Source organism: Pseudomonas sp. MAFF 730105 (assembly GCF_055380705.1).
This window is the reverse complement of the sequence record NZ_AP018438.1, coordinates 1872920-1898411: the sequence shown is the minus strand read 5'-3', so window position 1 is coordinate 1898411 and position 25492 is coordinate 1872920. Positions and strand designations below refer to the sequence as shown.

The 25492-nt window shown below is 60.2% G+C and carries 26 protein-coding genes and 1 pseudogene; all 27 read right to left on the bottom strand.

Going from position 1 to position 25492, the window contains the following annotated elements; translation table 11 throughout:
- Nucleotides 1-218 precede the first annotated feature (218 nt).
- Nucleotides 219-1358: a flagellar biosynthesis protein FlhB gene (gene flhB / locus PCOSP_RS08465; RefSeq protein ID WP_139647208.1), complete on the bottom strand. Its 1140-nt coding sequence runs from the start codon at nt 1356-1358 to the stop codon at nt 219-221.
- Nucleotides 1359-1361: 3 nt separating this feature from the next.
- Nucleotides 1362-2144, bottom strand: coding sequence for a flagellar biosynthetic protein FliR (gene fliR / locus PCOSP_RS08460; RefSeq protein ID WP_139647210.1), 783 nt, complete (start codon nt 2142-2144; stop codon nt 1362-1364).
- Nucleotides 2145-2148: 4 nt separating this feature from the next.
- Nucleotides 2149-2418 carry a flagellar biosynthesis protein FliQ gene (gene fliQ / locus PCOSP_RS08455; protein WP_139647212.1) on the bottom strand — a complete coding sequence of 90 codons (270 nt, stop codon included), beginning with the start codon at nt 2416-2418 and terminating at the stop codon, nt 2149-2151.
- 21 nt (nt 2419-2439) lie between these two features.
- Nucleotides 2440-3189, bottom strand: a complete 750-nt coding sequence (fliP, locus tag PCOSP_RS08450; RefSeq protein ID WP_139647214.1) for a flagellar type III secretion system pore protein FliP — start codon at nt 3187-3189, stop codon at nt 2440-2442.
- Nucleotides 3189-3599 carry a flagellar biosynthetic protein FliO gene (fliO, locus tag PCOSP_RS08445; protein WP_139647316.1) on the bottom strand — a complete coding sequence of 137 codons (411 nt, stop codon included), beginning with the start codon at nt 3597-3599 and terminating at the stop codon, nt 3189-3191. Before fliO ends, fliP begins: the two co-directional genes overlap by 1 nt.
- A 27-nt stretch (nt 3600-3626) precedes the next feature.
- Complete coding sequence (gene fliN / locus PCOSP_RS08440; protein ID WP_041020352.1) at nt 3627-4085, bottom strand: flagellar motor switch protein FliN; 459 nt, start codon at nt 4083-4085, stop codon at nt 3627-3629.
- A 71-nt stretch (nt 4086-4156) separates the two neighbouring features.
- On the bottom strand, nt 4157-5125 hold the full coding sequence (fliM, locus tag PCOSP_RS08435; RefSeq protein ID WP_003184019.1) for a flagellar motor switch protein FliM: 969 nt from the start codon (nt 5123-5125) through the stop codon (nt 4157-4159).
- 9 nt (nt 5126-5134) lie between these two features.
- On the bottom strand, nt 5135-5638 hold the full coding sequence (gene fliL / locus PCOSP_RS08430) for a flagellar basal body-associated protein FliL (protein ID WP_175362441.1): 504 nt from the start codon (nt 5636-5638) through the stop codon (nt 5135-5137).
- Nucleotides 5639-5839: 201 nt separating this feature from the next.
- Nucleotides 5840-7210 carry a flagellar hook-length control protein FliK gene (locus PCOSP_RS08425; protein ID WP_464710828.1) on the bottom strand — a complete coding sequence of 457 codons (1371 nt, stop codon included), beginning with the start codon at nt 7208-7210 and terminating at the stop codon, nt 5840-5842.
- A gap of 102 nt (nt 7211-7312) precedes the next feature.
- Nucleotides 7313-7657 carry an Hpt domain-containing protein gene (locus PCOSP_RS08420; protein WP_139647220.1) on the bottom strand — a complete coding sequence of 115 codons (345 nt, stop codon included), beginning with the start codon at nt 7655-7657 and terminating at the stop codon, nt 7313-7315.
- Nucleotides 7658-7688: 31 nt separating this feature from the next.
- Nucleotides 7689-9395: an ATP-binding SpoIIE family protein phosphatase gene (locus tag PCOSP_RS08415; RefSeq protein ID WP_139647222.1), complete on the bottom strand. Its 1707-nt coding sequence runs from the start codon at nt 9393-9395 to the stop codon at nt 7689-7691.
- Between the two features lie 96 nt (nt 9396-9491).
- A pseudogene (locus PCOSP_RS08410) lies at nt 9492-9791 on the bottom strand (STAS domain-containing protein); the annotation flags it as partial.
- A 102-nt stretch (nt 9792-9893) separates the two neighbouring features.
- Nucleotides 9894-10343: a flagellar export protein FliJ gene (fliJ, locus tag PCOSP_RS08405; protein WP_041020347.1), complete on the bottom strand. Its 450-nt coding sequence runs from the start codon at nt 10341-10343 to the stop codon at nt 9894-9896.
- Between the two features lie 6 nt (nt 10344-10349).
- Complete coding sequence (gene fliI, locus PCOSP_RS08400; RefSeq protein WP_041020346.1) at nt 10350-11708, bottom strand: flagellar protein export ATPase FliI; 1359 nt, start codon at nt 11706-11708, stop codon at nt 10350-10352.
- Nucleotides 11698-12528, bottom strand: a complete 831-nt coding sequence (fliH, locus tag PCOSP_RS08395; protein WP_139647226.1) for a flagellar assembly protein FliH — start codon at nt 12526-12528, stop codon at nt 11698-11700. The genes fliI and fliH overlap by 11 nt, the downstream gene beginning before the upstream one ends.
- A 7-nt stretch (nt 12529-12535) precedes the next feature.
- Nucleotides 12536-13555, bottom strand: coding sequence for a flagellar motor switch protein FliG (gene fliG, locus PCOSP_RS08390; protein WP_139647228.1), 1020 nt, complete (start codon nt 13553-13555; stop codon nt 12536-12538).
- Complete coding sequence (gene fliF, locus PCOSP_RS08385; protein ID WP_175362445.1) at nt 13548-15332, bottom strand: flagellar basal-body MS-ring/collar protein FliF; 1785 nt, start codon at nt 15330-15332, stop codon at nt 13548-13550. The genes fliG and fliF overlap by 8 nt, the downstream gene beginning before the upstream one ends.
- Nucleotides 15333-15347: 15 nt before the next feature.
- Nucleotides 15348-15674: a flagellar hook-basal body complex protein FliE gene (fliE, locus tag PCOSP_RS08380; protein WP_041020343.1), complete on the bottom strand. Its 327-nt coding sequence runs from the start codon at nt 15672-15674 to the stop codon at nt 15348-15350.
- Nucleotides 15675-15903: 229 nt separating this feature from the next.
- The gene (locus tag PCOSP_RS08375; RefSeq protein ID WP_464710826.1) at nt 15904-17283 is read right to left on the bottom strand and encodes a sigma-54-dependent transcriptional regulator; all 1380 of its coding nucleotides are present in this window, start codon (nt 17281-17283) and stop codon (nt 15904-15906) included.
- A gap of 5 nt (nt 17284-17288) precedes the next feature.
- Nucleotides 17289-18479, bottom strand: a complete 1191-nt coding sequence (locus tag PCOSP_RS08370) for a sensor histidine kinase (protein ID WP_175362516.1) — start codon at nt 18477-18479, stop codon at nt 17289-17291.
- Between the two features lie 245 nt (nt 18480-18724).
- Nucleotides 18725-20200 carry a sigma-54 dependent transcriptional regulator gene (locus PCOSP_RS08365; protein WP_047701651.1) on the bottom strand — a complete coding sequence of 492 codons (1476 nt, stop codon included), beginning with the start codon at nt 20198-20200 and terminating at the stop codon, nt 18725-18727.
- A 169-nt stretch (nt 20201-20369) separates the two neighbouring features.
- A complete protein-coding gene (gene fliT / locus PCOSP_RS08360; protein ID WP_041020339.1) occupies nt 20370-20666 on the bottom strand; it encodes a flagellar protein FliT in 297 nt (98 codons plus the stop codon).
- Nucleotides 20667-20678: 12 nt separating this feature from the next.
- Entirely contained in the window at nt 20679-21074 is a 396-nt protein-coding gene (fliS, locus tag PCOSP_RS08355) for a flagellar export chaperone FliS (RefSeq protein WP_041020338.1), read from the bottom strand.
- Nucleotides 21075-21206: 132 nt separating this feature from the next.
- On the bottom strand, nt 21207-22637 hold the full coding sequence (fliD, locus tag PCOSP_RS08350; protein ID WP_139647235.1) for a flagellar filament capping protein FliD: 1431 nt from the start codon (nt 22635-22637) through the stop codon (nt 21207-21209).
- Nucleotides 22638-22719: 82 nt separating this feature from the next.
- Nucleotides 22720-23085, bottom strand: a complete 366-nt coding sequence (locus tag PCOSP_RS08345) for a flagellar protein FlaG (protein WP_139647237.1) — start codon at nt 23083-23085, stop codon at nt 22720-22722.
- A gap of 72 nt (nt 23086-23157) precedes the next feature.
- The gene (locus tag PCOSP_RS08340) at nt 23158-24006 is read right to left on the bottom strand and encodes a flagellin domain-containing protein (RefSeq protein WP_139647239.1); all 849 of its coding nucleotides are present in this window, start codon (nt 24004-24006) and stop codon (nt 23158-23160) included.
- Nucleotides 24007-24338: 332 nt separating this feature from the next.
- Nucleotides 24339-25265, bottom strand: coding sequence for a ketoacyl-ACP synthase III (locus tag PCOSP_RS08335; RefSeq protein ID WP_464711897.1), 927 nt, complete (start codon nt 25263-25265; stop codon nt 24339-24341).
- Between the last annotated feature and the right edge of the window lie 227 nt (nt 25266-25492).

Below are 25492 nucleotides of genomic sequence, written 5' to 3'. Positions count from 1 at the left end.
TTTGACGCCCGAAACAGGCGCAGACGGGGTATTGCAAGAAGCCTTCCAACTTTTGCCAGACCTGGAAATACAAGCCCGGGAGCAGAAATAAGGACCCTGTGGGAGCGAGCCTGCTCGCGATAGCGGGAGTTCAGCGATGACGGAATTGACTGAAAGGCCGCTATCGCGAGCAGGCTCGCTCCCACAGGTTCTGTCACCAGCAGGACCTGGCGCACACCTTATTCTGGATCGCGGCGCAGATCCGGCGGGATCGGCAGATCCTTGAGCGGATCGGGACGCTTGCCCTTGCCGGCGCGGTGCTGGCGGATCTGGTAGACATAGGCAAGCACCTGGGCCACCGCCAGATACAGCCCCCCAGGAATCTCCTGGTCGAGTTCGGTGGAGTAATAGATCGACCGCGCCAGGGCGGGTGACTCCAGCAGCATCACTTCATTGGCCACGGCAATCTCTCGGATCTTCAGCGCCAGGAAATCGCTGCCCTTGGCCAGCAACACCGGAGCGTTGCCTTTGTCCGGGTCGTACTTGAGCGCCACGGCGTAGTGGGTCGGGTTGGTGATGACCACATCGGCCGTCGGGATCGCCGCCATCATCCGCCGCTGGGACACCTCATGTTGCAACTGGCGAATCCGCTGCTTGACCTCCGGCTTGCCCTCCTGCTCCTTGTACTCGTCGCGAACCTCCTGCTTGGTCATCATCAGCTTCTGCTTGCTCTGATAGAGCTGGATCGGGACATCGATGGCTGCGATCAGGATCAGCCCGCAAGCCATCCACAAGGTGCTCCACCCCACCAATTGCACGCTGTGCATGATGGCCTGCTCCAACGGTTCATGGGCGATGCGCAGCACATCGTCAATGTCCGAATACAACACCGCCAAAGCCACGGACAGGACCAGCAAAAATTTCCCGAAGGCCTTGAGCAGCTCCATCAGGGCCGAAGGGGAAAACATGCGCTTGAGGCCCGCTAACGGATTCATCCGACTGAACTTGGGGGCCAGACTGCCCGCTGCGAACAACCATCCCCCCAGGGAAATCGGGCCAAGGAAAGCCGCCAGCAGCAAAAAGATCAGGACCGGCTGTACCGCCATGATCGCGATCTTGCCCGAGTGCAACAGGTACTGCGCCATGGCGCCCGGACTGAGCAGCACCTCACGGGGCAGGGAGAAATTCAGGCGCATGATTTCCAGCAGGTCCAGGGCCAATCCACCGCCATAGATCAGCAGCCCGCCAGCGCCCGCCAGCATCACCACAAGGGTATTGAGCTCCTTGGAGCGCGCGATCTCGCCCTTCTCCCGGGATTCGCGCCTGCGCTTGTCCGTGGGGTCTTCTGTCTTGTCCTGGCCACTCTCGCTCTCGGCCATGGTTCAGCGCGCCTGTGCCATGTCGCGTAGCAGCTGCAAGGCCTGGGTAGCCAGCGGCTGGTACTGATTGAGGATATCCCCCAGGCTGACCCAGAAAATCACCATGCCCAGCACAAGGGTCAGCGGAAAGCCGATGGAAAAAATGTTCAGCTGCGGCGCCGCCCGGGTCATCACGCCAAATGCAATGTTGACCACCAGCAATGCCGTGATCGCAGGCAGCACCAACACCATCGCCGCCCCCAGGACCCAGCCCAGCTTGCCGGCAACCTCCCAGAAATGATTGACCAGCAGCGCACTGCCCACCGGCATCGTGGTGAAACTCTCGGTCAGCACCTCGAATACCACCAGGTGTCCGTTCATGGCGAGAAACAGCAGCGTCACCAGCATTGTCAGGAACTGACCGATCACCGCCGTGTTCACGCCGTTCGTGGGGTCGATCATGGACGCGAAAGCCATGCCCATCTGGATCGAAATGATTTGCCCGGCCACCACGAACGCCTGGAAGAACAGTTGCAGCGAAAATCCCATCAAGGTGCCGATGAGGATCTGCTCGGCCACCAGCATCAATGCACTGAGGTCCAGGGCATGAACCGGCGGCATCGGCGGCAACCCGGGCGCGATGACCACTGTGATTGCCAGTGCGAAATACAGGCGCACGCGCCTCGGCACCAGGGTCGTACCGAAGACGGGCATGCTCATCAACACGGCAGTGACGCGAAACAACGGCAAGACGAAAGCCGCTACCCAGGAGCCGATCTGGGTGTCTGTCAGCGCGAGCATCGACATCGGGTCAGCCGATCAACTGCGGAATACTGCCGTACAGCCGCAGGATGTATTCCATGAAGGTCTGCACCAGCCAGGGCCCGGAGACGATCAGCGTCACCAGCATGACCAGCAGACGTGGCAGGAAACTGAGGGTCTGTTCGTTGATCTGGGTCGCGGCCTGGAACATCGCCACCAGCAGGCCCACCAGCAGGCTGGGAATCACCAGGATGGCGACCATCACGGTCGTCAACCAGAGCGCCTCGCGGAACAGGTCTACCGCTACTTCAGGAGTCATATCGCCCTACCTGCAAATGGTCTAAACACCGCCAAAACTGCCCGCCAGGGTGCCGATGATCAAGGCCCAGCCATCCACCAGGACGAACAGCATGATCTTGAACGGCAGCGAAATGATCAGCGGCGACAGCATCATCATCCCCATCGCCATGAGCACGCTGGCGACCACCAGGTCGATAATCAGGAACGGGATGAAAATCATGAAACCGATCTGGAATGCAGTTTTCAGTTCGGAGGTCACGAACGCCGGCACCAGGATGGTCAGCGGTGCCTGATCGGCACTGGGGATGTCGGTGCGCTTGGACAGGCGCATGAACAGCTCCAGGTCGCTGCTGCGGGTCTGGGCCAGCATGAAGTCCTTGATCGGCACTTCAGCCTTGGCCACGGCGTCCTGGGCGGTGATCTTTTCCGCCAGGTAAGGTTGCAGCGCATCCTGGTTCACCCGGTCGAACACCGGCGCCATGATGAACATGGTCAGGAACAGCGCCATGCCGGTGAGGATCTGGTTCGACGGCGTCTGCTGCAAGCCCAGGGCCTGGCGCAGGATCGAAAAGACGATGATGATCCGGGTGAAACTGGTCATCAACATGACGAACGCCGGGATGAAACTCAGCGCGGTCATGATCAGCAGAATCTGCAGGCTGACCGAATATTCCTGGGCCCCTTGGGCATTGGTACCGAGGGTGATGGCCGGAATCGACAGCGGATCGGCGGCGAACGCCAACGGCGCGGCCACCATCAGGGCCAACGCCAACAGAATGCGCAACGGCATTACTTCTTATCCTTCTGGTCTTTACCCAGCAGTTCCATGAGGCGCTGGGCAAACTCGGGGGTCGCCTGGTCGGTGGCAGGCACCTGCACCGGCTCCTTGAGGACATGCAAGGCAGTAATGGTGCCCGGACTCAGGCCCAGCAGGATCTGCTCGTTACCGACCTGCACCAGCACCAACCGATCCCGCGGGCCGAGCGCACGGGAGCCAACGATGTCGATGACCTGGCCCTTGCCAGTAGGGCCCGCCTGCTGCACGCGCCGCAGCAGCCAGGCCAGCAGGAAGATCACCCCTAGCACCAGCAACAGGCCGAGCACCAACTGCGCCAATTGACCGGCCAGGCCACTGCCGGCCGTCGACACAGCGGCCGCGGTGCTCGCGGGCTCGGCCGCCATGACACTGAATGGCAACATCAGGGCGGTAGCGAAAAGACCTTTCACTCAGCGCAGCTTCTTGATGCGTTCGCTCGGGCTGATCACGTCCGTCAGGCGAATGCCGAACTTCTCGTTGACCACCACCACTTCGCCATGGGCGATCAGGGTGCCGTTGACCAGTACGTCCAGCGGTTCACCCGCCAGGCGATCCAGCTCGATCACCGAACCCTGGTTGAGTTGCAGCAGGTTGCGGATGTTAATGTCGGTGCTCCCCACTTCCATGGAAATCGACACGGGGATGTCGAGAATCACGTCCAGGTTCGGCCCGTCCAGCGTTACCTGCTCATTGCTTTTCGGCACGCTGCCAAACTCTTCCATTTGCAGGCGATTGGACGCATGAGCACCGGTGTCCGCAGCCAACAAGGCGTCGATGTCGTCCTGTCCGGTTTCACCGGCTTCTTCCAGGGCGGCAGCCCATTCGTCAGCCAGCGACTGGTCGTCCTGGTTGTTCATATCATTAGCCATCATTTGTCCTCGGCGGGCAAAAATCAGTTGAAAACGTAAATTCAGCTACAAACTACAGCGTTCGACCTTGCTCAACGGCGTTCGATCGGCTCGATCACCTGCAACGCCAGGTTGCCTTTGTGAGAGCCCATCTTGACCTTGAAGGCCGGTACGCCATTGGCACGCATGATCATGTCTTCCGGCATTTCGACCGGAATGATGTCCCCCGGCTGCATGTGCAGGATGTCCCGCAGGCGCAATTGGCGCCGGGCAACCGTCGCACCGATCGGCACGTCGACATCCAGCACGTCCTGGCGCAAGGCGTTGATCCAGCGCTCGTCCTGATCGTCGAGATCGGATTGGAAACCGGCGTCGAGCATTTCGCGCACCGGCTCGATCATCGAGTACGGCATGGTCACGTGCAGGTCCCCGCCGCCGCCATCGAGCTCGATGTGGAAGGTCGATACCACGATGGCTTCGCTCGGACCGACGATGTTGGCCATGGCCGGGTTCACTTCCGAGTTGATGTACTCGAAGTTCACTTCCATGATCGCCTGCCAGGCTTCCTTCAGGTCGACGAAAGCCTGCTCCAGCACCATGCGCACGACCCGCAGCTCGGTCGGGGTGAACTCTCGACCCTCGATCTTGGCGTGACGACCGTCACCGCCGAAGAAGTTGTCCACCAGCTTGAATACCAGCTTGGCATCGAGGATGAACAACGCGGTGCCGCGCAACGGCTTGATCTTCACCAGGTTGAGGCTGGTGGGCACATACAGCGAGTGCACGTATTCCCCGAACTTCATCACCTGCACACCACCGACCGCCACATCGGCCGAACGACGCAGCATGTTGAACATGCTGATGCGGGTGTAACGGGCGAAACGTTCGTTGATCATTTCCAGGGTCGGCATGCGTCCGCGAACGATGCGATCCTGGCTGGTCAGGTCGTAGCTTTTGACGCTGCCCGGTTCAGCAGCGTTTTCGGTCTGCACCAGGCCGTCGTCGACACCATGCAACAACGCGTCGATTTCGTCCTGGGACAACAGGTCCTGCACGGCCATGGCGGGTTCCTACTGCAATACGAAGTTAGTGAAGAGCAACTGTTCGATCACCACTTTGCCGAGCTCCTTCTGCGCCACTTCCTGCACGCTGGCCGTGGCTTTCTGACGGAGCATTTCCTGGCCGACGGGAGTGGCGAGGGTGTCGAAATTCTGTCCGGAGAACAGCATCACCAGATTGTTGCGGATCAGCGGCATGTGCACCCGCAGCGCTTCCAGATCAGCCTGGTTGCGCCCCAGCAAGGTGATGCTGACCTGCATGTAGCGTTGACGGCCATTCTGGGTGTAGTTGGCGACGAAGGCCGGTGCCATGGGCTCGAAAATCGCCGGCTGCTTGCCCACCGGCGCAGCTTCGACCGCCGCCGCAGGCTTGCTTTGAGCGCTGTGCATGAAATACCAGGTCGCCCCCACGGACACACCGATCGCCAGGAGCAAACCCACGACGATCAGGATGATCATCTTGAGCTTGCCTTTGGTTGCGGGGTCTTTTACAGCTGCTGCTTCGCTCTTCGCCATGCCAATAATCCGTCACTAATCGGGGGTTTACGGTTGCATGGCAAGGCAGGAGCAAGTGTTATGCCAGAAATAATTTGCGACACCCGAAAACAACTGTGGGAGCGAGCCTGCTCGCGATGGCGGTGTGTCAGTCGACTCATGTTCAACTGATCCACCGCCTTCGCGAGCAGGCTCGCTCCACAAGGTGTGTGATGCGCCCGGTCAGGCGTAGTAATCGACCGCGCTGGTACCGATGACGCTGGTGGTGGTGGCCGCCACCTCAGCGACACTGGCCGGCAGATGCTCGTCTGCCGAATCCACTCGCCCGCCGGAAGAAGACGTCCGTCCGGTCTGGGCCTGCTGCTGCGCCTGCTGGTTCTGGTTCTGTGAGCCACGGGACTGATCGGACACGTTGACATCGACCTGCCCCATGCCCTGCTGGGCGAAACTGTCCCGCAGGCGATGCAACTGGCCTTCGAGGGCTTCGCGAACGCCGGAGTGGGCACTCATGAAGGTCACCTGGGTCTGTTGATCCGGCATCATGTTTACCCGGATGTCCAGCCGCCCGAGTTCGGCGGGCTGCAACTGGATGTCGGCCGCCTTGAGATTGGCGCTCGACAGGTACATCACCCGGTTGACCACTTCTTCGGTCCAGCCACTCTGATTCATGGCGATGGGTTGGTTGACCGGCACCGCATTGGCGGTCTTGGGCGTAGCGGCCTGGGTGAGGGCCGCCAGGCGGTTGGCGAAATCATCCACGCGGGTGTCACTGGAAGCCGCGCCCAGATCCTTGAGCCCCTCGCCGATCAGACCACTGAATGCCTTTTCCCCACCCTGGCTGCCAGGGCCGGTACTGTTCTGGTCGGCTTGCACGGTGAGCATGCTCGCCATGCCGGCGGCGAACGTCTGGGCCGAGGTCGGCTCACCGTCGAGCGGAACCGGGGCAGTGGTCTTGGCCTGGCTGGTGGCGGAAACGTGGCCGCCCTGCTCCATCGCCAGTCGCAACGCCGGCATGGCGTCGAGCGGATCGGCCTCGGGGTCGAACTTCGGATCCGCCGGCGGCGCGGCCTGGGCTACCGGTGCCAGTGGCACGACCGGGGTCGCCACCGCAGCGACTACTTGCGGAACAGTCGCGGGGTCCACCACAGGGGTGGGCGCCACATCGACTTGAACCGCAGGCACAGCCGCGTCCGGCGGCACCATCGGGTCGACGACAGGATCGGCAGGGGTCGCGTCCGCTACCGGGGTCTCGGTTTCGCTGTCGGCATCGGCGTCCTTGTCTGCCGTGTCATCGGCCTTGACCGGCTTGTCGGCGGGCAAGGGTTTGCCGCTATCGGCAACGGTCGGCTCCGGGGCGGCAGCCGTTTCATCGCTGGCGTCCTTTTTGACGCTGCTGTCGGGCGTCTTGTCGCGCACCGGCTTCATCGCAGGCTCAGGGGCCGACGAGGATTTGACAGGGGCTTGCTGGGCGAAGACCTGCGCGAAGCTGGAGGCTCTATTACCAAGGTCCGGAGCCGCTGCCGGCGGATTGACGGCGGTCTGCGGCTTGGCCTGGGTAGTGGCCTGAAGCAGTGTATTGGGCGTAACGGGCATAAAAAGGTCTCCGCTGCACTGAAATCATAGGTACAGTCGAGACTGGACAATGCAAGGGGCGGGCCAACGTCTGGAAAGAGGCGATGCCTGGCAGGTCAACACTCAGCAGTGAAAGCCTTCGCGCTCTTCCCTGCAAAGATTTCGGACATGGGCAAATTCGCTGTCGATTTCGCTGACCAGTTTCTCGATGCCACCCAGGGAGGGCTGTTTGGCACGCTGTTCCAGCTCACCGCACAGTTCGGCCAGGCGGATGGCCCCCATGTTGCTGCTGCTGCCTTTGAAGCTGTGGGCGGTGGCGCTCAGTTTTTCGGCGTCGCGGGCCTCATGCAGCACACGCAGGCGCGCTTCGGAGTCGTTGAGAAACGTATCCAGCAGCTCCAGATACCCCTCCTCCATGACTTCTTTCAACGTGCTGAGCACGTCGCGGTCCAGATGAATCTCGTTCACTTGTTCGCTCCCTGATCAAGAGTGGCGCGGATTATGCCAGAGCCTCCCAGAAAAACTCCACGCGGACACTACGACCATCGTCTGACCAACAGGCCTGGTGACTCAACTGACGCACCAGGCTAACACCACGTCCCGACAACCGATCACGGTCCAGCGGCCGAGCCATGACACGGGCGACATCGAAGCCCTCACCGCTGTCTTCGACCTCGATCACCAGGCGACCACCATCGCCGTGAGGCGTGACATGCAAGTGTACCCGAATGTGACCGGCATCCAGTTCATCCAGCCGGGTGCTGCGCTCCATGTAATAGCGCGCAAAGCCCGACGCGTCGCGCTTGATGCTCGAATCGAGCCCCAGTACCCCATGCTCCAGGGCATTGGAATAGAGCTCCGAAAGTACGCTGTAAAGCGCGCCACTCTGAGCCCTGAGCCCATGCACTTCAAGCAGCAATTGCAGCAGGTACGGCATCGGGTTGAAGCGCTTGAGCGTCTGGGCCCGAAACTCGAAACTCACCGACCAGTCCAGCGGGCTGGACTGGCCGCTATCGGAATAGACAGGTGGCGGCGGGTTGAGTTGCGTCGGCGCGACCATCCGCACTTCGACCATGCTGAAATCGTCGCGGGCCTCCCCGCGAAAGTCCCGCAGGGCCTGCTGGATATCTTCGAAAAGACAATCGGGCTCGCGGTTGGCGGCAAACACCTGTTGCAAGCGCTCCACACCGAACAACTGGTCATCGTCATCGCTGGTGTCGATCACACCGTCGGACAACAGGAACACCCGGTCACCCACCGCCATGGGATGCACTTCGGTACGATCATCGAATAGTTGAGGCGTGAGCACACCCAAGGGCAAGTGTCGTGCTGGCAGCGGCGTACGCACGCCCGTGAGACCGTCATGCAAGTACCCGTCGGGCATGCCGCCATTCCAGATTTCCACCGTGCAACGCTGGAAGCCCAGGCAGAGCAGCGTCGCGCAGCAGAACATGTCCACCGGCAGGATACGTTTGAGCTTGGCGTTCATTTCGCGCAGGATCTGCGCCAGGCCATAGCCTTTGGCGGTCATCCCGTAGAACACTTCCGCCAGCGGCATCGCACCGACCGCCGCCGGCAGACCGTGTCCGGTGAAATCCCCCAGCAGGACGTGCATGTCACCGGCCGGATTGAACGCCGCGAGCAGCAGATCGCCGTTGAACAGGGCATAGGGCGATTGCAGGTAACGGATATTCGGCGCGCTCAGGCAGCCGGAATGGGCGATCTTGTCGAACACGGCCTTGGCGACCCGCTGCTCGTTGAGCAGGTAATCGTGATGGCGGGAAATCTGGTCGCGTTGCTCCACAACCGTGGCCTGCAACCGACGCAAGCGGTCCATGGCCTTGATCTTGGCGGCCAGGATCACCTGGTTGTAGGGTTTGGCCAGGAAATCGTCACCGCCGGCCTCCAGGCAACGGGCCAAGCCTTCGCTTTCAGTCAACGACGTGAGGAAAATGATCGGCACCAGCTGGTCGCCGGCCAACTGCTTGATCTTTTGCGCTGCCTCGAATCCGTCCATGATCGGCATCATTGCATCCATCAGCACCAGGTGCGGATGTTGCTCCGTATAGATTTCGACCGCCTCGGCACCATCGGCTGCGGTGAGCACGTGATGGCCCTGACGGCGGACAATGGTCGACAACAGCAGTCGGTCAGCGGCACTGTCTTCGGCAATCAGGATCGTCAGCGATTCCAGATCGGACAACATGGCTGTCGATCAGGCTTTGCCCGGATGGAACTTGTCTTGATGGGCGTGTCCTGCATGCGACTTGTCTTTCTCCGACCTGTCGTCTTTCGGGCCGTCGATATCGAACAGCTTGTCGAAATTGGATATCGCGAGAATCTTGCGCACGTCCGCGCCGCAGTTGGTGACATTCACGTCGGCGTCTTCGCCACCGGCATGATCACGGAGCAAGAGCAGCATGCCCAGCGCAGAGCTGTCGAGGTAGGTGGTGTCCTTCAGGTCCACGACGTAGGTTTCAGGCTTGCGGTTGAGCTTTTCGTAGGACTCGCGAAATTCCTGATGCCGTCCGAAATCGAATCGACCCTTGATCGAAATCGTCAGCTTCTTCCCATCATCGGATACTTCGGTAACGACTGACATAGTTGGCTTCCCTGTCATGGACATACGTGTACAAGGTTTAGCATCTGGTAAAGGACTGAGCAAGGTTTTGGCTCATCCAACCGACAAAATCCCGACTTCACCTCAGAACGAATCCTGGCGTGGCAGGCGCTGGGATAATTCATCCAGCAGTTTTTGCTCGCGCTTATCCTCCAGTTGCCTCGCCTCATCGATATAGCGCTGCACCAGTTTACGCAGTCCCTCTACCCGGGCAAAGGCTTCTTGCCAGCTCTGACGCGCCTTCTCCAGATTGTTCTGGTGCCAGACCAGGCTCTGGCGCTGCTGGTCGATGGCGGTACCCAACTGCGCAAGGAAGCCCTGGTAACCCAACAGCCACTGGCCGGAAACGCCATGGCTGCCGCGAGCGATCCATTGTTCCTGGTATTCGAGGCGGAAATTCTCGAGGTCCGCCAGCTTGCTTTCAGCGACGGCCACCTGCCCCTGGAAATAGGCCAGGCGCTGGACAGCGGTTTTTTCGGCCTTTTCGGCCATGTCCACCACCGGCGCCAGGCGTGCCGCACGACTCGTGGCCACGGCCGATTACCCGCCGGCGACCGGGGCGAAGATGGTTTGCAGGTGCGCTTCGCTGGCGCCCATGCCGATATTGTCGTTCAGGCTCTGGCGCAGGTAGACGGCCATCGCCGGATAGAGATTGATCGCGGTATCGGTTTCACGGTCGCCGCCAGGAACATAGGCGCCGACGCTGATCAGATCGCGGCTTTGCTGGTAGCGCGACCAGTATTGCTTGAACTGCTGGGCACGCTTCATGTGCTCGGCACTGATGACCGATGGCATGACCCGGCTGATGGACGCTTCGATGTCGATGGCCGGGTAATGACCTTCTTCGGCCAGCCGCCGCGATAGCACGATATGACCATCGAGCACGCCCCGCGCCGAGTCGGCGATGGGGTCTTGCTGATCGTCGCCTTCGGACAGCACGGTGTAGAACGCCGTGATCGATCCGCCGCCCTTCTCGGCGTTGCCGGCGCGCTCCACCAGCTTCGGCAGCTTGGCAAACACGGAAGGCGGATAGCCCTTGGTCGCAGGCGGCTCACCGATCGCCAGGGCGATCTCCCGCTGGGCCTGGGCAAAACGGGTCAGAGAGTCCATCAACAACAGGACATTCTTGCCCTTGTCGCGGAAATACTCAGCGATGCGGGTGCAGTACATGGCGGCCCGCAAGCGCATCAATGGCGCATCATCCGCCGGCGATGCCACCACGACAGAACGCTTGAGGCCTTCTTCACCGAGGATGTGCTCGATGAACTCCTTCACCTCGCGACCCCGTTCGCCAATCAGCCCCACCACGATGATGTCGGCTTCGGTGAAGCGGGTCATCATGCCCAACAACACACTCTTACCCACACCAGTACCGGCGAACAGGCCCAGGCGCTGGCCGCGTCCGACCGTCAACAAACCGTTGATGCAGCGAATGCCCACATCCAGCGGTACGCTGATGGGGTCGCGCTTGAGGGGGTTGATGGTCGGGCCATCCATCGGCACCCAGTCTTCGGCCTTCATCCCGCCCTTGCCATCCAGGGCCCGCCCGGCCCCGTCCAGCACCCGCCCGAGCATGCTCATGCCCATGGGCAAGCGACCGGTATCGGCCAGTGGGACCACCCGTGCGCCAGGGGCGATGCCAGCCACACTGCCCACCGGCATCAGGAATACCTTGCTACCGGAGAAGCCCATGACCTCGGCCTCGACCTGCACCGGGTGGTAACTGTCATCGTTGATCACCAGGCAGCGACTGCCCATGGCGGCGCGCAGGCCCTCGGCTTCGAGGGTCAGGCCGACCATGCGCAACAGGCGCCCTTCGAGAATCGGCTGGCCGGCCAGCTCGGTGGCCTCGGCGTAGCTGCCCAGGCGCTTGCCGAAGCTGGTCCGTTCAAGACGCATCGCGGCCGTCCGGCTCAGCAGCAATCAACTCGGCACCATCCGGGTCGATGGGCGAAACGGCTGGGGGTTCGTCCGGCAACTCCAGGCTCATATCGGCAACGGCCGGGTGCAGGGCCTGCTCATGCAGTTGGTCGAACAGCTTGGCCATGATCTGGCTGATGCGGGTTTCGACGGTCGCATCGATGCGGCTGTGCTCGGTTTCCACACGGCAACCGCCCGGCAACAAGGCTTCGTCTTCGACGATGCGCCAGGTTTCCTCATGGCGCTCGCGCAGGGCTTTGACCAGCTCGAAATCCTGGGGATTGATGTACAGCCGCACATTGCCCACGCCCAACGGCAAGAGCTTGAGGGCCTCACGCATGACGTGTTCGATCTGGCTCGAATCGATGGCCAGCTCACGCTGGATGACCTGCCTGGCGATGTGTTGCACCAGCCCCACCAGGGATTTTTCAATCTGGGTGTCCTGTTCGGCGATGGGATCGAACAGGTTGAGCATCAGCGATTCCAATGCTCGCAACTTGGCCGTCAAGGCCACGTCAGCTTCCTGACGGACCTTGAGCATGGTGCTATGGAAGCCTTCCTTTTCGCCGATGGCAAAGCCTTCGTTGTAGGCCTCCTGGCGAATACCTTCGACTTCCTCGAGGGTCAGTGGCTGGACTTCCTCCAGCGGCACCTCTTCCATCTCCGGCAGTTCTTCCACGGGCTCCGGCTCAGGCTCGGGCACGTGGGGATCGAAACTGGGCAGCGACCAGACGTCGAAGCCACCGACATCCCGGGCGCGGATCAGGTCGCTGGGTGAATCATCACTCTTGGCAGACATAACGACCTTAGATCATCTCTTCGCCGCCCTTGCCACCGAGCACGATCTCTCCGGCTTCGGCCATGCGGCGGGCGATGGTGAGGATTTCCTTCTGCGCGGTTTCCACGTCGCTGACGCGCACCGGGCCCTTGGCCTCGAGGTCGTCGCGCAACAGTTCGGCCGCCCGTTTGGACATGTTCTTGAAGATCTTCTCCTTGACGCCTTCGTCCGATCCCTTGAGTGCCAGGACCAGTACGTCGGAGGACACTTCGCGCAACAGCGCCTGGATGCCACGGTCGTCGACATCGGCCAGGTTGTTGAACACGAACATGAGGTCTTCGATCTGACCGGACAGGTCTTCGTCGAACTCGCGGATCGAGTCCATCAATTGGCCTTCGATCGAACTGTCGAGGAAGTTCATGATGTCCGCCGCGCGCTTGATGCCACCCAGGGTGGTACGCGAGGCGTTGGAGTTGCCCGAGAACTGCTTCTCGAGAATCTGGTTCAATTCTTTCAGGGCCGCCGGCTGCACGGTGTTGAGCGAAGACACCCGCAAGATGATGTCCAAGCGCACCTTGTGGTCGAAGTTGCCCAGCACTTCACCGGCCTGGTCCGGGTCGAGGTAAGCCACCACGATTGCCTGGATCTGCGGGTGCTCGTAACGGATCACGTCGGCTACCGCCCGCGGCTCCATCCACTTGAGGCTGTCCAGGCCGCTGGTGTTGCCACCCAACAGGATCCGGTCGATCAGGCCGTTGGCCTTGTCCTCGCCCAGGGCCTGGGTGAGCATCTTGCGCACGTAGTCGTCGGAACCCACGCCCAGGCTGGTCTGATCGCCAACGATGTCGACGAACTCGCTCATCACCTGTTCGACCTGTTCGCGGTGCACGTTCCCCATCTGGGCCATGGCCACGCCCACACGCTGGACCTCCTTGGGCCCCATGTGGCGCAGCACCTGGGCAGCGTCGGTCGAGCCCAGGGACAGCAGCAGAATCGCGGCTTTGTCGACCCGGGACAATTTGACAACAGCGGCTCGATTATCACTCATCTGCGTTGATCCACTCTTTCACGACCTGGGCCACACGACCCGGGTCTTCTGCCACCAGACTCTTGATGGCGTTCAACTGAGCGTCATAGCCTTCGCTCGGGCTTGGCAGCAGAATGCTCTGCGGCCCGCCGAGGCTGACGCGATCGTTAGCCAATTCGCCATCCAGGCCGCCCATGCCTCCCAACTCAACATCGCCCAAGCCGGCCAACTGCCTGTTCTTGCCGCCATTGGTAATGTTGTTGAGCACCGGACGCAGCACGCCGAATACCAGCACCAGGATGAACACTACGCCCAATACCTGCTTGACCACATCCCAGAACCAGGGTTGCGAGTAAAACGGAATATCGGCGATGACTTCACCACGCTCCGAGGAGAACGGCACGTTGATCACACTGACGCTGTCGCCACGGCTGGCGTCGAAACCGACGGCGTCCTGGACCAGGCGAGTGAAGCGCGCCAATTCGTCGGCGCTCCATGGCGCACGACTGGTTTCGCCGTTGGCCGGGTTGACCTTGACCTGGTCGTCCACCACCACCGCAACCGACAGGCGTGTCAAACGGCCCTGCTGTTGCTTGGTGTGGCTGATGGAGCGGTCGAGCTCGAAGTTCTTGGTCGATTGTTGACGCTTGTCGGCCGGGTACGGCGCCAGCATCGGTTGGCCGGTGGCCGGGTCCATGATCTGCTGGCCGTTGGCGTCCACCAGCGGCTGGCCTGGCTGTATCATGCCGGCGGCGGCAGTGGCACCACCGGTGGTTTGCGGCGCGCTGGCCGGCGACGGCGGCTGGTTGCTCAGGGCGCCAGGCACGCCTTGCGGGCCGTTGCTGGCGGTGCGCTGCTCGTTCACCGACTGCTCGCTGCGCAACGCTGGTTGATCGGGGTTGAACTGCTCGGACGTCGACTCGACCGCGCTGAAATCCACGTCTGCCGAAACTTCAGCCTTGTAGCGGTCGTTACCCAGGATCGGTTGCAGGATGTTGTGCACCCGTTGGGTCAGCATGCCTTCCATGCGACGGCTGTAATCGAACTGCTTGCCGGCCATCGTCAGTTCGGAGTTTTCCGCCTGGTCAGACAGCAAGGTGCCCTTCTGGTCGACCACGGTGATCTGGGACTTGCTCAACTCGGGAACGCTGGTCGCCACCAGATTGACGATGGCGAGGACCTGGCCTGGCTCCAGGGAGCGGCCTGGGTACAGTTCAACCAGGACCGACGCGCTTGGCTTGCGCTCGTCGCGCACGAACACCGAGCTTTTCGGAATCGCCAGGTGCACACGGGCGCCCTTGACGTTGTTCAGGCTGGAGATCGTACGTGCCAGCTCGCCTTCCAGGCCGCGACGATAACGGGTCGCTTCCATGAACTGGCTGGTGCCCAGGCCCTGGTCCTTGTCGAGGATTTCGAAACCGATGTTGCCATCGGTCGGCGTCACGCCGGCGGCGGCCAACTTCAGGCGCGCACGCGACACGTCGTCGGCCTTGACCAGCAACGCGCCGGAGTTCGGCTCGACGGTATAGGGAATGTCGGCGGAAGCCAGGGTTTCCATGACTTGCTTGGCGTCCATGCCCGCCAGGCTGCCGTACAGGGGACGGTAGTCTGGCTGCTGGGACCACAGCACCACGGCGAAACCAATCGCCACGCTGGCAGCCAGGCCGACCAACAGGCCCACCTGACGCAACATGGTCATCTCGGAGAGGTTTTCCAGGAAAGACAGCCCGAACAGCGGCGGTTTGCCGTCTGGTGGGGTGGCCTTGGCTGGAACGTTATCTACGGCTGCTTCTGCCATGACTCAATAGTTTCCTTAGACCGGCATCTGCATGATGTCTTGGTAGGCCTGGACCAGTTTGTTGCGAACCTGGGTCAGCGCCTGGAACGAGACAGTGGCTTTCTGCGAAGAGATCATTACGTCGGTCAGGTCGACGCCACTTTTGCCAATTTCAAAAGCACTGGCTAATTGGTTCGACGCCTGCTGGGTATCGTTCACTTTATTGACGGCCTGACCAAGCATGTCGGAAAAACTGCTGCCGCCCACCTGGGGGACCGCGACCGATTTAGGCTGCGACATCGCGTCCATCTGCATGGCCCGCATATCCAGCATCAACCGATTAAATTCAATACCTTGGCTCATGGTCTACTCTCTCTGGCGGCCCGCGTTTTTTTGACGCTGACTCGATGGGTACATAGGTGTTAGCAACAAGGGTGCCAGCTCCATGGCGACATGAAACAAATGCTCACACAGATCTGTGTGGGAGCGGGCTTGCTCGCGAAAGCGGCCTGTCAGTCGAAACATGCATCGACTGAACCACCGCCTTCGCGAGCAAGCCCGCTCCCACAGGAGCATTCCTGATTTACACAACTCAACTGGCGAACAGATACGCCTCGACATCCATCCCCGCGTCACGCATCTGCGCCAGTTTGTAGCGCAGGGTGCGTGGACTGATCCCCAGCCGCTCGGCCGCCTCCTTGCGACGGCCGCGTTCGGCGCGCAGGGTATCGATGATCATCTGGAATTCGCGCCGACGCAGGTCGTCTTCCAGCGCTCCAGCCGACTCGCTTTCCACCTCCACCCTCAGCGGGACTGGTGCCAGCGCCGGCAATGGCGCGCACGCCACGGGCCCTGCGAGACAGAAATCCTCCGGCTGAATCAAACCACCCTGTTGCAGGATCAACGCACGCTGAATGGCGTTGTCCAACTCCCGCACGTTTCCGGGCCAGGGATAGGCAATCAGACAGGCTTGTGCCTGGGGCGAAAGTCTTGCCGCCGCATGCTTCATTTTATTGACGTGCCGGGCCAGCAGACGCTCGGCCAGCGGCAGGATATCGGCAGTGCGCTCGCGTAATGGACGCCAGGCGAGGGGGAATACCGACAGACGGTAGTAAAGGTCCTCCCGAAAACGTCCTGCCGCCACCTCACCGGCCAGATCCCGGTTGGTGGTCGCCACCACGCGAATATCCAGGCTGATGGGCTTACGTCCCCCGACCCGTTCCACTTCCCGCTCCTGCAACACCCTCAGCAGCTTGGCTTGCAGACCCAGAGGCATTTCGGAAATCTCATCGAGCAGAATGGTGCCGCCGTCGGCCTGCTCGAACTTGCCGGCTTGGGCCGCAATGGCGCCGGTAAACGAGCCTTTTTCGTGACCGAACAGCGTCGCCTCGAGCATGTTGTCGGGAATCGCCGCACAGTTGATTGCAATGAACGGTTGGTTGGCGCGACGGGATTGCTGGTGGATGTAGCGCGCCAGCACTTCCTTGCCGGTACCTGACTCACCGGAAATCAACACCGTGGAATCGCTGCGTGCCACCCGCGCGGCCAATTCGAGCAACTGTGCGCTAGCCGGTTCGAGCGCCACCGGCCCCTCCCCCTCGACCGCAGGAACGCCCAGCGCATGACGGGCCACCAGATCAAGCAACGCCTTGGGCTCGAACGGTTTGACCAGGTAGTCCGCAGCGCCCTGGCGCATGGCATCCACCGCTCGCTCGACCGCCCCGTGGGCCGTCATCAACAAGACCGGCAACTGAGGTTGACGCGCACGCAACAGTCCAAGCAGTTGATGGCCGTCCATGCCCGGCATATTCACATCGCTGACCACCAGGCTGAAGGTTTCCCGGCCCACGGCCAGCAACGCATCCTCCGCCGAGCCGACCGCAGCGTAATCGTGCCCGGCCAGCACCAGCGTGTCGGCCAACGCTTCGCGCAGGGCGCGGTCATCCTCAACCAGCAACACCTTGATCGCCATCGACTTCACTCCACCTCCGGCGCGCCGGAAAACAGCGGCAAGAGCACCAACGCACAAGTGCCACGCCCCAGCCGCGAACGTAGTTGCAATTCTCCCTGATGGGCACGGGCCACAGCCTTGACCACGGTCAGGCCGAGACCGGTCCCGGTGGTCTTGGTCGTGAAGAACGGCTCGCCGAGACGCACCAGCACTGCCGGCTCGATACCGCCACCATTGTCGCTGACACACAAGCGCAAGCTGTTGTCGCGGCTGTACAGATGGACCTTCAACCGCACATCCTCGCCGCTGGCCTGGATGGCATTCTCGATGAGGTTCAATACCGCGCCCACCAAGGTGTCGCGGTTGCAGAGGATTTCCCCGGCATGGCTGTCGCACTGCCAGCGGATCGGCAGCCCCTGCACATGGGTCGATGCCGCGGCCTGCAGGGACTGCAAAAGAGCTTTCGGGGTGACGCGGTCAGTCAATGGCAGCTCGCCACGGGCGAACACCAGCATGTCCCGCACTTGATGCTCGAGTTCGTGCAGGCGCTCCTTCAGGCGTCCGGCGAAGCGCTGCTGGGTGTCCATCGGCAACTGCTGCTCGGTCAGATGACTGGCGTACAGCAGCGCGGCGGATAGCGGCGTGCGAATCTGGTGAGCCAGGGATGCCACCATGCGCCCCAGGGAGGACAGGCGTTCGTGGCGAGCCAACTGGTCCTGCAAGTGACGGGTTTCAGTCAGGTCGTTGAGCAGCACCAACTGACCGGGTTCGGCATCCAGAGAACGCGTCGAAATGGACAGGCGCCTGCCGTCCTTGAGGGATACTTCGTGACCATCGTCCTCGCGGGGAGCAAAACAACGCGCGATGACGTGTCGCCACAGCTCACCTTCGAGCGGCAACCCAAGCAGCTCGCAGGCCGCCGGGTTGGCTTCGCGGACGAAACCATGGGCATCGATGACGATGACGCCGCCAGGCAACAGGTCGAGCAGGTTCTGCAGCCGGTTGGCCAGGCGCTCTTTTTCCGCCAGCTCCTGCATGCGCTGGGCGCTGACCACCGCCAATTCGCCCTTGAGTTCGGTGACCCGAGCTTCGAGCAGGCTGTAGGAATCGGTCAACTGGCTGGACATCTGGTTGAACAGCGAAAACGCCTGCTCAAGTCCAGCGCGGCTTGCCTGCTCGGCGGACGGCATGAGCCCCGACTCAGGGACAGGAGACATCTGGACGTGGGCGGCTTGGCTCATCGAACTCTCTCGCTTGGCTGACCGTCAGTTAAACGGCCTGTTGAGAGAGCTTTAGCAATAGCCGTGCCGGAAGGTGGCAAACAGGAGCCGAGCTGTCGCGGGGATTTTGTGGTGAGGGGATTTAGCGAAACGTCGTAGCGGCCCCAAAAACAGGGCCGCTTTGCGCCCCGACGGGGATAAATCCCCTCGCCACAAAAAATCAGGCGGTCATGATGCAGGCGTCAATCATCCGCCTGCTCATCACCCTCACGACGGCTCATGCCGTACTTGCGCATCTTCTCCACCAGAGTGGTGCGACGGATACGCAGGCGCTCCGCTGCACGGGCCACGATACCGTTGGCGTCGTCCAGGGCCTGCTGGATAAGCCCCTGCTCCAGGCCACCCAGGTAATCCTTGAGGTCCAGACCTTCCGGCGGCAGCAAGGCACTACTGGTGAAGTCCGGTGTGTGGCCGTTGATCGCCACGCGCTCTTCCAGGTCGCTACGCAGGGTATCGACCATTTGCTCATCTTCGTCGTCGACGTAGCGGAATTTCTTCGGCAGCTCAGCCACACCGATCACGCCATAGGGGTGCATGATCGCCATGCGCTCCACCAGGTTGGCCAATTCGCGAACGTTGCCCGGCCAGCCATGACGGCACAGGGACATGATCGCCGCCGAATTGAAGCGGATCGAACCGCGCTTTTCGTGCTCCATGCGCGAAATCAGCTCGTTCATCAGCAGCGGAATGTCCTCGACGCGCTCACGCAGCGGGGCCATTTCGATCGGGAATACATTGAGGCGGTAGTAGAGGTCTTCGCGGAAACTGCCGACCTCGATCATGCTCTCGAGGTTCTTGTGGGTCGCAGCGATGATCCGCACGTCGACGCTCTGGGTCTTGTTGCTGCCCACCCGCTCGAAGGTGCGCTCCTGCAGAACCCGCAGCAGCTTGACCTGCATCGGCAACGGCATGTCGCCGATCTCGTCGAGAAACAACGTGCCGCCGTTGGCCAGTTCGAAACGCCCAGCCCGGCTGGTGATCGCGCCGGTGAAGGCACCCTTCTCGTGCCCGAACAGCTCGCTTTCCAGCAACTCGGCCGGAATTGCACCGCAGTTCACCGGCACGAATGGCGCTTCGCGACGCTTGGAGTGGTAGTGCAGATTGCGCGCAACCACTTCCTTGCCGGTGCCCGATTCGCCCAGGATCAGCACGCTGGCATCCGTATCGGCAACCTGCTGCATCATCTGGCGCACGTGCTGGATCGCCCGGCTGGTGCCGACGAGGCTGCGGAAAAGGTTGGGTTCGCGATGCCTGCCACGCTCACGGGCCTGATCGTACATCTCCCGGTAAACCTGGGCGCGATGCAGCGAATCGAGCAATTTGCTGTAGCTGGGCGGCATTTCGAGCGTGGAAAGCACTCGGCGACGCTGGTCTTCAGGCAAGTCAAGGGAAGAATTTTCGCCCATTAACAAAACCGGAAGGAACTCATCCCAGGTTGAGAGTGTCTTTAGCAAGCCCAAAAGCGTTGCGGGGGCATTTACGGTCCCGATGAGGACGCAAATGACTTCACGACTGGACGCCAGCGAGCCGACGGCCTGCTGCCAGTCATGGCTTCCGCAAGGTAAATTTTCTTCGCCAAGAAAATTTAAAATCACCGCCAAGTCACGGCGGCGGACGCTGTCGTCATCGATCAGGAGAATTTTGGTTTCACGCCACATGCAATAGCAACTTCCCTAGTCAACTCAGTGCCCGAAATTAGGGGGCAAGCTAGACGCTTGCAGACTTGTCATGCCTGTAGACGCCTGAAATCTGTAAACAGCTACTAGTTAAGTCAAAAAACGGTGCACAGTCAAATTTATGGCGCACTTTGTTCGGATTAACTGAGCATTAACCGAACAGATGGTAAACCTTTGCAGCGTTTTGTGCTTGATGGACTTGCGACATCTCGTCGACTATCGCCTGACGCTCCCCAGTCGCCGCCTCAAGAAGCTGCTTGTAGACCCCCAGCAACTCCTCAAGATTATTGCGCAACGCCGCCTCGTCCAGCTCTGACTCGCTCAGAACGTCTTCCATGCAGGAACGGCACGTCATGTCCAACTGACCGATCGCCTCCCAGTTACGCTCGGCCAGTGCATCGACCAGGGCGTCACGGGTTTGCTCTATTCGCTGCAAGACAAGACTCATGGGGAGCACTCCTTAGAATTGCGGACCAGGCGCGGCGATACCGTCCCAGCCTTCTTTGACCGTGCGCAGCAGACCGGCGACTTCGTCGAGGATCTTCGGGTCGGTCTGGATATTGGCGTCGGTCAGACGCTTGATCATGTAGGCATAGAGGTTATCCAACTCGGTCACCGACTCGGCCTGGTTCTCCATGTCCAGCCCCTCGCGCAGGCCGCCAATGATGCCGATGGCCTTGCTGATCAGGATGCCCTTGTTGGCGATGTCCTTGCGCTCCATCGCCCCCTTTGCCTGAGCGATACGATCAAGACCGCCCTCCATCAGCATTTGCACCAGACGATGGGGACTTGCTTCGGAGGTTTGCGCCTGGGCGCCAATTTTCTGGTATTGGCGAAGGGCTAACATCGGATTCATGTTCTACCTCATCAAAAAATCTTCGGTTCGTATAAACAGTTTATCGACGCCGCGTCAAAAAACTTTAGATCGAAAAAGCCGAAAGCCCGGAGCGTCAATTGACGCAACCGGGCTTTCTTGTATCACTCGGAATCAGCTGTTCTTCTGCTGCGCCGAGATGGCTTCGAACATGGAGGTAATGTTGCTGGCGGTAGCTTTCAGCTTGCCCACCAAGGCATCCATGTCGTTATATTTCTTGGTCAATACGGCGGTCAGGGTCTCTACCCGGCGGTCAAGCGCGGCCTGATCGTTCGTCAGTCGAGTCTGGGTCTTGTTCAGCGCCGTGGTCCGCTGATCAAGGATTCCACCCGTCTTCGTATAAGGGTCGATGGCATTGGTCATGCGTTCCAGCAAACCATTGGTGCCGGTAAACATCGTCTGGACTTCACCACTGAGCTTTTTGTCGTTCATCGCCGTGTTGAACTTGGTGGTGTTGAAGTCCAGGGCACCGGTCGTCTGGTTGGTGGTGATACCCAACTGGGCCAGTACCGTAAGCTTGTCCCCCGCCCCGGTTTCCGACAACGGACCCCGAATCGTCGCCAGGATCGAACGAGGCAATGCGTCGCCGGTCATTTTTGCCGCAACGGTAGGGTTGCCATCCGCGTCGAGCGACGGCTTGGTCAGCGCAGTGATGTTGGTCGCGATTGCGTTATAGGCGTCCACGAATTTCTGGATCGAAGCTTTCAGACCATCGTTGTTGGGCGCAACGGTCACGGTTGAAATGGCATTCGTTCCACCGGCAACCAGGTTCAACGTCAACCCCGAGATCGCCTTGTCGACCGTATTGCTCTTGCTGGTCAACGCCATGCCATCAATGGAGAACTTGGCATCGGTCGCGATGGCACCGATGGCACCGGCCGAAGTCGCCGTCAACGCAGCACCGCCCGCCCCCACGACGTTGGTCCCATCAATCTCCAGCCCGGCAATGCCGCTGACCGAGATATCGGAGCCTGCACCGGTCGTGCTCGAACCCAGTACCAGGCGCGAACCGAAAGAGTCAGTGACGATGTTGGCGCTGATGCCGGCGGATTTCAGTGATGTATCGGCGTTGATCGAGTCGCGAACCGATTGCAGGGTCGCTCCGCTCGCCACATCGAGATTGTAGTTAACGCCGTTCTGCGCGATGGTCAACGTGCCGGTGGGAATGGCACTGGTGGTACCGCCGGCGAAAGCCGCACTGGTGACCTTGGACGACGTGGCGATGTTATCGACTTTGACGGTGTAGTTGCCGGCGACAGCCGTATTGCTGGCCGTGGCGGTAACATAACTGGTTGCGGAAGATGTCGCAGCAAAACCGGCAAATTGCGGAGTGGTTGTGCTGGACAGAGACGTCATGGCGGCCTTGAAGGATGCCAGCAGGGACTTCAGGGTGCCTACCCCGGAAATGCTGTTGGTGTTGGCCGTCGTCGCGCGAGTAATCTGGCCTTGCTTGGCCGCCTTGTCAGAGTCCACCAGGACTTTGACGATGGCTGTTGTATCCAGGCCGGAACCGAGACCCAAGCCAGGTAGAATTGGACTTGCCATGTGAAACTCCCTTCAGTATGTCGCCGGCCTTTTGACCACTACAACGCCCAAAAGAACATCGCAACAAAATTCGTGCCAGTTGTCAGGCTTCTGCGCTGAACAACAGGCTGTTTGCATCATTCAAACTGTTGGCCAGTTTCAGAACTTCTTCGTTCGGGATCTGGCGAATCACTTCACCGGAACCGCTGGCAATCACTTTGACCACTACTTTGCCTGAAGGCTCATCAATGGAAAACTCCAGGTTACGCTTGACCGATTGAACGAACTTCTCGATCTCCTGGACAGCTTTCTTGAGCTTTTCCTGCTCGGCAGCAGCGTCTTTAGGGGTTTCCTTGACCGGCGCCACAACCAAAGCGTCGGCTCGAGGCTTCTCCACTGGCTTGTCGACCACAGTGGGTGCCGGCTTCGCCGCTGGATAAGACAAGTTCAGCTTCACGCTCATATCCATGTCCATCACCTCTTGAACGGAAAAAGCGAGAGAGTACGCAAGCGCACTCCCCCGCTAAAACTCATCCAGCTATTACTGAAGCAGCTTCAGTACAGCGGATGGCAGTTGGTTGGCCTGGGCCAGAACCGAAGTGGAAGCCTGTTGCAGAGTCTGCTGCTTGGTCAGCTGGGCAGTTTCAGCAGCGAAGTCGGTGTCTTGTACACGACCCAGTGCAGCACTGGCGTTTTCGTTGATGTTGTTCAAGTTGGCGATGGTGCTGGTGAAACGGTTTTGTGCAGCACCGAGATCAGCACGCGAGGAGTTGATCGTTGCCAGTGCAGCGTCGATTGCAACAACAGCAGCCGAGAAAGCGGTTTCAGCAGCAGCGCTGGTCGAACCGGCGATGGTGATTGCCGAACCGACACCCAGGGTGTTGGCGTCGAAGCTGGCGCTCAGGGTCAGAGTGATCTGGTTCGAGGCGCCAGTGTTGGAGCCGACCTGGAAGGTCATGGTGCTGGCGGTGCCGTCGAGCAGGTTCTTGCCGTTCAGGTTGGTGCTGTTGGCGATACGGGTCAGCTCAGCGCTCATCTGGGTGAACTCTTTGTTCAGAGCGTCACGGTCAGTCGAGCTGTTGCTGTCGTTGCGGGACTGAACAGCCAGTTCACGCATACGTTGCAGAATGTTGGTTTGTTCCTGCATCGCGCCTTCAGCGGTCTGAGCGATGGAGATACCGTCGTTGGCGTTTTTGATCGCCATGGTCTGACCACGGATCTGCGAGTTGATGCGGGTAGCGATCTGCAGGCCGGCGGCGTCGTCTTTGGCGCTGTTGATTTTCAGGCCGGAAGACAGACGGGTCATCGAGGTGGACAGAGCATCGGAAGCCTTGTTCAGGTTCTTCTGTACGCCCAAGGATGTGACGTTGGTGTTTACTGTTAAAGCCATGACGAATTCCTCGTTGGTTGGGTACTGCGGCTTCCGGCCTTGGCAACCGCCGGGTTGGCCTAGAGAACCTTCGTAATAGTTATCGTCGGCTTGGGAACTTGCTTGAGGGCTTTTTTCAAAAAATTTACTAGCAGGTGGCCACCCCTTGAAAAACAAGGGCTTAACGCAGGGAAAAGGCTCAAAAAATGGCGCCAGAAATCTGCATTGGCAAATTTCAGGCAAAAAAAGTGGGAGCGGGTTTGCTCACGAAAGCGGTGGATCAGCTTGTATCTGTGCTGAATGTACCAACGCCTTCGCGGGCAAGCCCGCTCCCACATCACATCTCAGGTGATTCAGTCGCGATAGAGAATCGCAGAGCCCCATGACAGGCCGACACCGAAACCACTGATTGCCACACGTTTCCAGCTGGCATCCAGGGCGTGCTTTTCCAACAGCAGTGGAATGCTCGAGGACACGGTATTTCCGGTCTCCACCATGTCCTTGATGAATTTCTCGGGCTTGTCTTCAAAACGTCGCGCCACGGCATCGACAATCGCCGCGCTGCCCTGGTGAATGCAGAACGCGTCGATGTCATCGGGCTGCAGTGACGATTCGCTCAACAACTCATGCAAGTGGGCCGGCACTTTCAACAAGGCAAAGTTGAACACCTGGCGTCCGTTCATGAAAAACACACCGTCACTGACCTTCAGGTGCGGCGCACCGGAACCGTCGGTGCCAAACTTGGCCTTGCCCAGTTGCCAGAGTGCCTCCTCACCCATCCAGGTCGCAGTGGCAGCGTCACCGAACAACATGGTGGTGTTGCGATCTTCCGGGTCGACGATCTTCGAATAGGGATCGGCCGTCACCAGCAGGCCATTCTTCAGCCCTGCCGCCTCCATGAAGCCTTTCAAGGCATAAATGCCGTACACATAGCCCGAGCAACCCAGGGAGATGTCGAACGCCGCGACATGGGTCGGCAGGCCCAGCTTGTCCTGCACGATGGCGGCGGTATGAGGCAGCCCTTCCTCGTCACCGTTTTGAGTGACGACGATCAGCGCATCGATCGATTCGCGCTTGAGCTCGGGATTGCTGGCGAACAACGCATTCACCGCTTCAACACACAGATCCGAGGTTTCCTGGTCGGCGCTTTTGCGCGGCAGGAACGCCGAACCGATCTTTCCGAGGATGAATTCTTCATCCTTCTCGAACTTGGCACCCTGAGCGTAGTTATCCACACCAGCGGTCGGCACGTAACTCGCTATGCTTTTTATGCCAATCATCATGGCTTCCCGATCATAAATAGCTACTGAATATGTACCCCAAAAACGCGGCGGGGGTGCGTCATAACGATTGAACCGCGGAGCTGAACACGACACTCGATGAGCTGAACGCGCCTTCAGTCCGAGGAACACAATACATTGAAGATGCACTTTGTGACCTATGCGTCACGCCGTTTTACTCATGAAATGATTTATCTGGCCTCATGAGCCCGGATTTCGACGAGAGA

Coding starts and splice junctions, on each gene's coding strand:
- fliF (WP_175362445.1), bottom strand. CDS start 15,332: ATGGCAGAAGCAGCCGTAGATAACGTTCCAGCCAAGGCCACCCCACCA.
- PCOSP_RS08375 (WP_464710826.1), bottom strand. CDS start 17,283: ATGGCGATCAAGGTGTTGCTGGTTGAGGATGACCGCGCCCTGCGCGAA.
- fliG (WP_139647228.1), bottom strand. CDS start 13,555: ATGAGTGATAATCGAGCCGCTGTTGTCAAATTGTCCCGGGTCGACAAA.
- PCOSP_RS08345 (WP_139647237.1), bottom strand. CDS start 23,085: ATGGATATGAGCGTGAAGCTGAACTTGTCTTATCCAGCGGCGAAGCCG.
- PCOSP_RS08425 (WP_464710828.1), bottom strand. CDS start 7,210: ATGCCCGTTACGCCCAATACACTGCTTCAGGCCACTACCCAGGCCAAG.
- fliH (WP_139647226.1), bottom strand. CDS start 12,528: ATGTCTGCCAAGAGTGATGATTCACCCAGCGACCTGATCCGCGCCCGG.
- PCOSP_RS08415 (WP_139647222.1), bottom strand. CDS start 9,395: ATGTTGTCCGATCTGGAATCGCTGACGATCCTGATTGCCGAAGACAGT.
- PCOSP_RS08340 (WP_139647239.1), bottom strand. CDS start 24,006: ATGGCTTTAACAGTAAACACCAACGTCACATCCTTGGGCGTACAGAAG.
- fliM (WP_003184019.1), bottom strand. CDS start 5,125: ATGGCCGTGCAGGACCTGTTGTCCCAGGACGAAATCGACGCGTTGTTG.
- PCOSP_RS08365 (WP_047701651.1), bottom strand. CDS start 20,200: ATGTGGCGTGAAACCAAAATTCTCCTGATCGATGACGACAGCGTCCGC.
- PCOSP_RS08335 (WP_464711897.1), bottom strand. CDS start 25,265: ATGATTGGCATAAAAAGCATAGCGAGTTACGTGCCGACCGCTGGTGTG.
- fliN (WP_041020352.1), bottom strand. CDS start 4,085: ATGGCTAATGATATGAACAACCAGGACGACCAGTCGCTGGCTGACGAA.
- fliL (WP_175362441.1), bottom strand. CDS start 5,638: ATGGCGAAGAGCGAAGCAGCAGCTGTAAAAGACCCCGCAACCAAAGGC.
- flhB (WP_139647208.1), bottom strand. CDS start 1,358: ATGGCCGAGAGCGAGAGTGGCCAGGACAAGACAGAAGACCCCACGGAC.
- fliE (WP_041020343.1), bottom strand. CDS start 15,674: ATGAGCCAAGGTATTGAATTTAATCGGTTGATGCTGGATATGCGGGCC.
- fliO (WP_139647316.1), bottom strand. CDS start 3,599: ATGTTGCCATTCAGTGTCATGGCGGCCGAGCCCGCGAGCACCGCGGCC.
- fliD (WP_139647235.1), bottom strand. CDS start 22,637: ATGGCAAGTCCAATTCTACCTGGCTTGGGTCTCGGTTCCGGCCTGGAT.
- fliP (WP_139647214.1), bottom strand. CDS start 3,189: ATGCCGTTGCGCATTCTGTTGGCGTTGGCCCTGATGGTGGCCGCGCCG.
- fliS (WP_041020338.1), bottom strand. CDS start 21,074: ATGAATCCGATGTTAGCCCTTCGCCAATACCAGAAAATTGGCGCCCAG.
- fliI (WP_041020346.1), bottom strand. CDS start 11,708: ATGCGTCTTGAACGGACCAGCTTCGGCAAGCGCCTGGGCAGCTACGCC.
- fliQ (WP_139647212.1), bottom strand. CDS start 2,418: ATGACTCCTGAAGTAGCGGTAGACCTGTTCCGCGAGGCGCTCTGGTTG.
- fliR (WP_139647210.1), bottom strand. CDS start 2,144: ATGTCGATGCTCGCGCTGACAGACACCCAGATCGGCTCCTGGGTAGCG.
- fliT (WP_041020339.1), bottom strand. CDS start 20,666: ATGAGTCTTGTCTTGCAGCGAATAGAGCAAACCCGTGACGCCCTGGTC.
- PCOSP_RS08370 (WP_175362516.1), bottom strand. CDS start 18,479: ATGTCTCCTGTCCCTGAGTCGGGGCTCATGCCGTCCGCCGAGCAGGCA.